Genomic DNA, 8,346 nt, shown 5'->3' with positions numbered 1-8,346 from the left:
TAGTAGGCGAAGTTGCGTACCTTGTCCTCGGCGGTGAACGCGTCTCCGCACCAGTGCATGGCGAGTACCAGGTCGGCCTGCTTGACGACCTGGGTGCGGTACAGATCGAGGTAGGGGTAGTGAGGTCCCCTCACCCCGAAAGCGTGCGCTCAAGACGCCACATGCCACAGAGTCGAACGTCCCGGTGCTCGTGCCGGATCGAGACCTGTCGCTCAATCGGACGTCGTCGGCGTGCCGGCGTCCTGCGGAACATCAACCTGTTTACCGGCTGACGCGCGGCGCCCGCCCCGGATCCGGCCGGTTGTCCTCGCGGGCCGGACGCCGTGGCCGCCAGGGGACTTCGGCCCGGGTGCGACCAGGCCGCCGGGGCCACCATAGAGGTCATGGACCGCTCGGTTCCGCCCGCCTATCCCCGTGAGTACGAGCGAGAGCTGCGTCTGTCGGACGGGCGCCTGGTTCGTCTGCGCCCGATCGTCCCGGGTGACGCGGCGCAACTCGCCGATGCCATCCGCACCGCTGACGCGGACACGCTGCACCGTCGGTTCATCGGCTCCCCGCCGCCGTTGACGCCCGAGTTGCTGCGCCATTTGTGCGAGCTGGACTATGGACGGCGATTCGCTCTCGTGGCGACCGACCCGGTGACCGGACGCGGCGTCGCGATCGCCCGGTACGAGGCGACCACGGACGAGGTCGCCGAGGTCGCCGTGGCCGTCGACCCGGGCTGGCGCCGCGCCGGGCTGGCGACCGCCCTGATCGAGCTGCTGGCCGAGGCCGCGCTCGACCGTGGGATCGCGACGTTCAGCGCCTGCTACCTCGCCGGGAATCGGCCGGTGGCATCGCTGGTGGACCGTCTCGGCGGTGGACGCCGGATCATCAAGGAAGGGCTGGCCGAGGCCCTGGTCGGCCTCGACCGCGTTCGTGTGGAGGCGGCCGTCCACGAACTTGAGGAGCGACCGGAGGGACGGGGCCGGGCCCTCACCGCAGCAGACGCCGCAGGGCCAGACCGGTGACGGCGGATGTCACGGCCGCCATCAGCAGGCCGCCGGCCGCGCCGATCGCCACGGTCAGCGCGAGCGGCTGACCTGGGTGCCACAGCGGCGTCGCGAACCCGAGGAAGACGGCCACCCCGGCGAGCCAGGCGAGCGCGGTGGTGACGATCCAGCTCGCCGACCGCGCGACGATCGCTCGCAGGACCAGCCATTGGGCCGTCCCGATCGAGGCCAGCAGGGCGGCGCCGAGCGCGACCGACCACTGGGCCGAGGCGCACCCGCCCCGTCACCCGTCCCACCGCGCGGGGTTCGGAGTCCGACGCGGGCCGGGATTTTCGCTCCACGATCTCGACGCTAGGCGGCACCCGGTCAGGGCCGCACGGATCGGAAGTCCTGAACGTCACCGCATTGCGCCGCCGTGGGTTCACCCGGCTCGCTCAGGTCGACCTGCGGGCCGAGCTCGGACGGCGAGTCGGCGCGAATGTGGCGCCGCACGTCATCGTGCTGGCCCTGAACCCGGCGATCACCGTACGCATTCTCAGAAGCGACCCGGCAGGCGCCGACCTGGCGCTGGCCGTGATCGTCCTGCGCGAGACGGACACCGGGACGGCCATCGAGGTACCCGCTCCGGCCGAGCCCACCGACGCCATGACGGCCCGGGCTGTCGAAACGTTGCACAGCAGGGTCCTCGACGTGATCAAGGAGGCAATCGACAGACGTCCGCTCACACGAGAGCCTTCTTGAGGACTTGTCGGTGCTCGTCAACGGACCAGGATTTGCCCTGCCGAATAGAGGCGCCTCCTCGTCACCGGAGTCGCGCTCCGAAGCCACCCAGCAGGGCCGCTCGCCCCTGCCCGACGAGCTTTTCCAGGCGCCGGCCAACCGGTTCGTGGCGGGCTTCATGGGTTCGCCCGGCATGAACTTCGCGACCGTGGAGCTACGAGGCGACGACGAGCACACGACGGTGGTCCTCGCCGGGCACGAGTTCGAGGTGCCGAGTGCGCTCCGGCGCCGTCCCGGGCTGGTCCGCTACCTCGGCTGCCACATGGTGATGGGGCTGCGACCGGTCGCCTCCGCAGTGGCTCCGGAACCTCGTCCGGGCACCCTGCTGATCGTTCCCTGGGCGTCGAGTCGCTCGGCGACGAGAAGCACGTGCTGTTCCGCCCTGCCGGCGAAGGACCCGGACGAAAGAGACACCCAGGACGTGCCGGTCGCCGCGGACGAGGCAGCCGCCGCCGCACTCTGGCTACGTCGCGAGGGAGACGATGTCGTGCAGATCGCGGCGCGGCGCGGCCGGGGCGGAGTCCGAACTGGTGCGGTAGCCGAGGCGCACGATCAGATAGGGCTCCCCGAGCCTGGCGAGCAGGTGGCGGATCAACTGCCGCGGCCACTCGAGCTCGACGGCGTCGCTCAGTGGTGATGCGGACAGTCCGTCGGCGGCCGCGAGCAGCAGCAGCGCGGACAGCGCCTCGCCGCCGCGCAGCAGGTCGAGAGGCCGGTCACCGGTGCCGAACAGCACGACGTACGCAGCGCCCTCGTCGTGGATGGTTCCAGGGTTGAGCTCTGCCGGGCCAGCCGGGAAGTAGTCGCGCAGCGGCACCCGGCGCGGGCCGGGCCGGACTGCGGTTGCCGGGCTGACGCCGTCGCCGGCCTGGGCGGGCCGACCGGTCCATTTCTGCAGATCGGCACGGTATGCGGGATTCTCCAGCTCGGCCTGCCCGGCGGCGTCGGCTGCGAACGCAAGCCTGGCGACCTGCTCGCGGCGCACGGTATGCAGGTAAGCACCCTCGCGCTCGACGATGCGGCGCAGCTTGGACAGCTCCCGGTCGCTGACCACACGGCCGGCGAAGGATCGCCGGTCGGTGTGTCGGCGTGGGATCACGGCCGCCATACGGACCGTCTCGGGGTCGGGCGGCGTGGGCCTGTCCAGGGTGAGGCGGGCCAGCAGCTGCGGCCGTTCGGGGTCGGGCAGGCGGTCGACGGTCGCCGACCAGCCGGCCGCGGACAGGGCGATGCGGGCGTGGTGCAGGGCCGCGCCGCAGCTGAGCAGCAGCAGGCGGCCGTCCGGGTCGATGCTGCCCACTTGGCGGCCGGGCTCGGCGTTCAGCTCCAAGGCGGAACCGCTGATCCGCCACGACCAGGGCTGCGTGTTGAAGATCGACGGCGCGTGCCGAGCACTGTCCACTGCCTGCTCGAGCGGTGTCATGATCGGAACCCCCTAGGATCGCAGGCATCATGGTGATGCGAATCGGGCGGCCGAAACGTCGATTTCTCCGCATCGGAGCCGTAGGCTTCGCCGGCCGGCCCTCTCCGGGTCCATCTCGGGGTTCCTTCACCACCCTGGGTCCTCGCCCACGTGCCGGCGAGCTCGATTCATCGTCGCCCGAACCGGACCGGAGCCGCCAGGGCCGAGAGTCCTGTCCACGGCGACCTCGGGCATAGCGGTGGGCACGGCTCAGGGCACACCAGCACCGCCGCGCTGACCTGCCTGGAGACGGAACCCTCGGGAGGGCGGGGTTCGCGTTATCGCCAGCGGCACTGTGGGGGAATGGGCCGCCGCGATTTCACCAAGCCGCGTTACGGCAGGTCGATGCCTGCCGAACGCGCCGGCGGTGAGCTTTGCACCCTGTGCGATCCGCAGGCGTACGACTGTTGGGATAGCCCGCCAACGGACTTGACCTCTAACACCGCCCTGCCGGATAGGCAACGCCGGTCCGGGTCTTTCGGCCCTGCCCTTTCCAGCCCGGGGGGTAGACGCTCAAAGGGTTACCGCCCTCGACAAGGGCCTCCCGTCAGGAGGGAATGGACATGCTTGTTCTGGTCATTGTTCTACTCGTGCTCTGGCTCATCCTGACGGTGGTTGGATTCGCGATCGAGGGGTTGATCTGGCTGGCCATTGTAGGGATCATCTTGTTCGCCGGCACCGTGTCAATCGGAGTGGTCCGGCGTAAGGCCCTGCGCCGTTAGCTCCGGCCGAGGCCGTCGCGCAGAGCGTCGCCGGCGCGCGAACGAGCAGGTCACCCAGAGAGACGCGACTCACGCGGACAGGTCCAAGAGCAGATTTGGCATGTCCGAGGTCAGTTCGGCCCATCCCGAACCCAGCCGGCGCGGACCGAGCTCGCCGGCGTGAACGCACCGTCGCGGTCCTAATGACTGAGAGCATGCTCAGACGAAACGACAGCCGTCATCGACGTGGACGCCATCATCCGCGGCGCCATCGATAGCGAGGCTGCGCCACCGGCGGAAAGGCACAACGTCCGCCGTCGACGAGTCTGACAGCCCTGCCGCCGAGACCACCGGTGAGGTGCGATAGGGACGGAGGGCACCGGTAGCTTCACCGGCGTCCTGGCATTGGCGAAAGGTGCCGCCATGACGAACATCGACAGGTCCAAGGCGGAGACCGAGGCGCGCCGGAACATTGCCGGCACCGGGCGCCCCACCCCCTTCGGCGAAGCGATCAACCGTTACCTGGGTGCGGCCAACCACTCTGATCCGTACGCCGCCACGCCGGGCCGGGGTGGCGCCCGCCCCGCCGGGCAAGCCGTCCGGAAGCCGGTGACCACCACTACGGTCCTGGTCGGCGCCGACGATAGCCCGTGCAGCACCATCGCAGTCGATCACGCCGCCGTCGAGGCCGAGATGCATGGCTGGGCGCTGCGCATCGTCAACGTCCGGCGCGACGGCGCCGAGGAAGCCGGAGAACGGTTGCTGTGCCGGCTCGCCGACCGTGTGCATGCCTGTTCGCCGTCGATCGCGGTGACCGGCCGGCTCGCCATCGGCTCGGATCCGGCGCGGGCATTGCTCGCGGAGGCGGGCGATGCGGGGCTTGTGGTGGTGGGCCACCGTCACGGTGGCGCCGCGGCCATGGTCGGCCGCAGTGTCGCCGCCCATGTCGTCCGTCTGCACCCCGGGCCGGTCCTGGTGGTCCGGATGCCGGGCGGTCCGGTCGGGTCCGACTGGGCGGCGCGGCCGCTGGTGGTCGGTGTGGACGGCTCCGAGGCGGCTCGGGCGGCGACGGATTTCGCGTTCGCCGAGGCGCGGGTCCGGGGCTGCGAGGTCGTTCTGCTGCACGTTGTCGGCGACGGCACGAACTTGGCGCAACAGCTCGACGCGCGGACGAGCGTGCCGATCCACCACAAGATCATATCGGGTGATCCCGTGGCCGCACTGATCGAAGCCTCCGGACACGCCGCCGCGATGGTGATCGGCCGCTACCACCACGGGATGTTCATTCCCGGGACGGCGCTGGGCGCGGCGACCCACTTGCTGCCGCAACGGGCGCACTGCCCGGTCTTCCTGGTCGGATCACCGCTCACACGGGACGGGAGCAGGCCATGGATCCGCTGATCGTGATCGTCTTCGTCATGCTGATCATGCGCGTCGTCGGCGCCGTCGTGGTGGCGCGTGTCCAACGCGCACGGCAGCGTCCCCATCCGCCGGCCGTCGCGGTCGACCCCTGTCTGTCGTCCTTGTTCGCGCTCCCGCCGACGCCCGATCCGGACCCGGAGAAGTCGCTTCTCGCCCGGCTCAGCTCCGGGAAGATCGACCAGGAGCACTACCGAACCGCGATGGCGGGGCTCGCCTGCCGCGACGACTCCGTCCATCCGCTGCGAGCACCCTGAGAGGCGCGTCCCGATTGAGCACGACAGCCGTCCCGTGCGTCGATTGGCCCGGGCTCCGGCCGGCGCCCGGAGCGGCCTGGGGAAGGCCGACCGGTCATGGGTTTGATCGCCAGCTTGTCGGGATTCCCGGCACGCCGGTCGAGTGCGCTCGGGTACCGGCGACGGTCATCAACCAGACTCGCGGGCTGAGGGCCGCGCCGGGGTCGTCGGGGTCGTCCGGGCCGCGAGCGAAGGCCAGCCACCGACCGTCAGGCGACCACACAGGATGCGCTTCGACCACTGCGGGGGTGTTGGTCAGCCGACGCTGCGCGCCGGTGACCAGATTGATCAACCACAGGTCGCCCTCTGCGGCGACCGCGATGGCGCGGCCGGTCGGGTTCCAGTCCAGGCGGACGGCGCCCGGCAGGTCACTGATCTCGCGCGGGGCGGATCCGTCCGCCCGATAGACGTGCACGCCGGGCAGCGTGGCGGTGGCGAAGCGACCGCCCTGAGGGCTCCACGACGCCTGAAGATCATTGAGATCGTTCTGTGTCGCGTTGAAGAAGCCGCCGGCGTAGCCGTCGGCGCTGACCTGGTAGATGTCGCTGCACGACTCAAAGGCGATCCACTGGGCGTCCGGTGACCAGCGTGGACTGGACGGGCCGCACGGGGCGCCGACGAGCCATCGGTCGCCCGAGCCGTCCGCTGCCATCACCCGGATATCAAACCCGTCCACGTAGGAGATCCGGGTCCCGCCCGGCGCGTAGTCCGGGCTGGCGAACCAGGGAAGCTGCCGACCGTACGAGACGATGCTGCTGCCGTCCGGCCGCACGCTGCGCAGCTCGCCGTTGCCGTGCTCCTGGGTCACCGCCAGGGTGAGGATCCGTCCGCCGGGCCGGTCGGGCGCCGCCGCGGCACTGGTGGCCGGACCTCCGGCCACCAGCACGGCCGTCATGCCGACCGCGAGCATGATTCGGTGTCTACCCATGTCGCGTGTCCTCTCGCTTCAGGTTGTCAGCGGTACGGGGTTCAGGCGCCAGCCACATCGTGAACGACAGCGACGGTGCAAGCGGAGTGACGCAGGACATGCTGGCTCACCGAGCCGAGAAGCATGCCGCGCACCGCGCCGCGTCCGCGACTGCCCAGCACGAGCAGTTGTGCGGTGGTGCTCGCCAGCGCCAGTGCGGCGGCCGGGTGTTCCACGACGGCCTCGGCCGAGAGTTCGACCTGGGGGTACTTGTCGTGCCAGGCGGCGACGAGCGCGTCGAACGGTTGTCGTTCTTCGGCCGTGACGGCGCGGGTGACCATCGGCGTGCCTTCCCAGAGCCCGGCAACCGGCGGCCAGGCCCGGATCACTCGCAGCGGCACGCCGCGGACGGCCGCCTGTTCGAAGGCGAAGCCCAGCGTGGCCGACGACGACGCCGAGTCGTCCACACCGGTGACGATCGGAGCGTTCGGGCCGGCATGACCGCGGACGACGACGACCGGGCAGTGGGCGTGCGCGGTGACAGCGACGCTTACCGAGCCCATGAGGCCGGCCACCGCACTGTGTCCACGGCTGCCGAGCACGACGATACCGGCATTGGCCGAGCGGTCGACGAGGATCGGCGCCGCGTATCCGTTGACGATGGAGAAGGTCGTTTGCACCCCCGGGTGGCTCTGCTTGGCGGCGGCGACGACATCCTCGCGCATGCGGTGGATAGCGTCCTCCGTTTCGCTGTCCGGCCAAACAGAGGTGGCGGGAATCATGGACGCCGCAGGCGCCCAGAGCGGCCACTCCCAGGCGTAGAGGAACTCCACTGGCGCCCCGGTACGACCCGCCTCGTCGAGAGCCCACCGCGCTGCCGTGCGAGCGTCGGAAGATCTGTCATAGCCGACGATTATCTTGTTGGTGGCCATCGCCCAGTCCTTTCCAGAGCTGATCCGACACGCGTGACCGTGCGGCGTTGAATGTGGCTCGGCGCGAGTCCTGGCTCGCCCGAAGGCAAGGGGGGCACCGTCCTCCGATTCGGCTCGAACTCATCCGGCTGAGGAGTTCGGGCTGGCGGGAGCTCGTACGGCGTCGCGGACTACTACGACCGGGCAGGCGGAACGGAAGATCAGATGCTGACTTACCGAGCCGAGGAGCAGGGCGGCGAAGCTGTCGCCATGTCGGACTCCCTCGGCTGACGGTTGATATGCCCGCGCGCTCATCGGGACCGCACCGGCCGTCACTCGGCCGACCTGATCTACGCCTGCGGCGCATCGATGGGCGTCATGGGAAGCATGACGCCGGATGTGTACGGTCGGGCAGGGCCGATGGTCCTGGACCAGAGGGTCGAACCCGCCCGCACCACGCCACGAACCAGGATGATCGGTGCCGGGCTGTGGTGCAGCAGCGTCTGGGCGGCCGAGCCGAGCAGTCCCTGGTAGGGCCGTCGGCCGCGGGCGCCGACGACGACCAATCCGGCCCGGATCGACTCGGCGATCAACACGGCTTCCGGTTCGCCCGGCAGCACTTTGACCCGTGCCTTGAGGTCGTATTTGTCCTCACGGTTGGCGACCAGAGCGGTAAGGGCACTGAGCTCCTTGTCCCCGAAGCCGTCCGTCGATGCGGAGGCCACCGCTCGGACGACGACCAGCTCCTCCTGCTGTCGTGCGGCGGTCTCGAAGGCGAAGTCGAGCGCCTGTTCGGACGACGATGATCCGTTCACGCCGACGATGATCGGACCGTCGCGCGGCGTCGTCGTCCTGGCCACCAGAACCGAACAGGCGGC

General features: G+C 70.2%; 10 protein-coding genes and 1 pseudogene. 6 read left to right on the top strand and 5 right to left on the bottom strand.

From position 1 onward, the window contains the following. Positions 1-383 precede the first annotated feature (383 nt). Positions 384-1,010 (top strand): GNAT family N-acetyltransferase, encoded by a 627-nt coding sequence (locus tag EER30_RS46505; RefSeq protein WP_127509730.1) that lies wholly within the window; start codon positions 384-386, stop codon positions 1,008-1,010. Here EER30_RS46505 and EER30_RS47825 read toward each other — a convergent pair. Then, entirely contained in the window at positions 976-1,125 is a 150-nt protein-coding gene (locus tag EER30_RS47825) for a hypothetical protein (RefSeq protein ID WP_164842806.1), read from the bottom strand. The two genes, EER30_RS46505 and EER30_RS47825, sit on opposite strands and share 35 nt — an antisense overlap. Before the next feature lie 272 nt (positions 1,126-1,397). Here EER30_RS47825 and EER30_RS46500 point away from each other — a divergent pair, with 272 nt between their 5' ends. After that, positions 1,398-1,733, top strand: a complete 336-nt coding sequence (locus EER30_RS46500) for a DUF302 domain-containing protein (RefSeq protein ID WP_127509728.1) — start codon at positions 1,398-1,400, stop codon at positions 1,731-1,733. 157 nt (positions 1,734-1,890) lie between these two features. Beyond that, a pseudogene (locus tag EER30_RS50205) lies at positions 1,891-2,043 on the top strand (hypothetical protein); the annotation flags it as partial. Between the two features lie 192 nt (positions 2,044-2,235). On the opposite strand, the gene EER30_RS46495 reads toward EER30_RS50205, so the two are convergent. Continuing rightward, entirely contained in the window at positions 2,236-3,195 is a 960-nt protein-coding gene (locus EER30_RS46495; RefSeq protein WP_240670770.1) for an Acg family FMN-binding oxidoreductase, read from the bottom strand. A 602-nt stretch (positions 3,196-3,797) separates the two neighbouring features. Here EER30_RS46495 and EER30_RS47815 point away from each other — a divergent pair. From EER30_RS47815 to EER30_RS46485, 3 genes are all read left to right on the top strand, one after another. Beyond that, the gene (locus EER30_RS47815; RefSeq protein WP_164842804.1) at positions 3,798-3,956 is read left to right on the top strand and encodes a hypothetical protein; all 159 of its coding nucleotides are present in this window, start codon (positions 3,798-3,800) and stop codon (positions 3,954-3,956) included. Positions 3,957-4,358: 402 nt separating this feature from the next. Then, positions 4,359-5,336, top strand: a complete 978-nt coding sequence (locus tag EER30_RS46490) for a universal stress protein (RefSeq protein ID WP_127509725.1) — start codon at positions 4,359-4,361, stop codon at positions 5,334-5,336. Continuing rightward, positions 5,324-5,611 (top strand): hypothetical protein, encoded by a 288-nt coding sequence (locus EER30_RS46485; protein WP_127509723.1) that lies wholly within the window; start codon positions 5,324-5,326, stop codon positions 5,609-5,611. Before EER30_RS46490 ends, EER30_RS46485 begins: the two co-directional genes overlap by 13 nt. 94 nt (positions 5,612-5,705) lie before the next feature. Here the strand turns inward: EER30_RS46485 and EER30_RS46480 are convergent, their stop codons facing one another. From EER30_RS46480 to EER30_RS46470, 3 genes are all read right to left on the bottom strand, one after another. Further along, on the bottom strand, positions 5,706-6,578 hold the full coding sequence (locus EER30_RS46480) for a TolB family protein (protein WP_127509720.1): 873 nt from the start codon (positions 6,576-6,578) through the stop codon (positions 5,706-5,708). A gap of 41 nt (positions 6,579-6,619) precedes the next feature. Beyond that, positions 6,620-7,489, bottom strand: a complete 870-nt coding sequence (locus EER30_RS46475) for a universal stress protein (RefSeq protein ID WP_127509717.1) — start codon at positions 7,487-7,489, stop codon at positions 6,620-6,622. Between the two features lie 329 nt (positions 7,490-7,818). Further along, positions 7,819-8,346: universal stress protein (locus EER30_RS46470; RefSeq protein ID WP_205650732.1), on the bottom strand; the 528-nt coding region annotated here is incomplete at its 5' end.

Source organism: Actinoplanes solisilvae, from assembly GCF_003999975.1.
Taxonomy (GTDB): domain Bacteria; phylum Actinomycetota; class Actinomycetes; order Mycobacteriales; family Micromonosporaceae; genus Actinoplanes; species Actinoplanes solisilvae.
The sequence above is the reverse complement of the archived record's forward strand: the minus strand, read 5'-3'. Positions and strand labels throughout refer to the sequence as shown.